The 516-nt window shown below is 39.7% G+C and carries 1 protein-coding gene; it reads right to left on the bottom strand.

What is annotated here, in order from left to right; genetic code table 11:
• Window positions 1–145: 145 nt before the first annotated feature.
• Window positions 146–516: Holliday junction resolvase RuvX (ruvX, locus tag HC175_RS17380; protein ID WP_168139559.1), on the bottom strand; the 371-nt coding region annotated here is incomplete at its 5' end.

Raw genomic sequence — 516 nt, 5'->3', positions numbered from 1 at the left:
AATTGTTTCTGCACATGCCATTCAAGAGTTCCTTTTTGTAAGGACAAGGCAAGCTTAACACAACTATGGGCAAATTTATTGGAACGTTTTTTAAGATCTCTTTCCATTCGACAGAATTTATTAATCCTTAGTCACTAATCCTTAATCATTTATAAAGATAGCTCTGCAGTATGATGGTTGCACTTATCTCATCTACAAGGGCTTTATTTTGCCGTTGCTTTTTTTTGAGTCCGTTGTCGATCATGGATTGAAAGGCCATTTTTGAGGTGAAACGTTCGTCTACTCTTTCGAGCTTCATTTCGGGAAAATTTTTGGTGAACACTTTTAAGAACTCCTGGATCTTCCCTTCACTTTGAGATGCTGTGTTATCCATTTGCTTAGGCTCCCCCAGCAAAACGAGCTCAACTTTTTCTTCGGAAAAATATTTCTTCAGAAAAGGCAAAAGTTCGGCTGTAGGAACCGTTGTCAAGCCCGAGGCTATGATCTGTAACTCATCGGTAACCGCTATTCCCGTGC

The organism is Salinimicrobium oceani, assembly GCF_012037645.1.
Note: the sequence above shows the minus strand (reverse complement) of the source record. Positions and strands in the feature narration are given on the sequence as shown.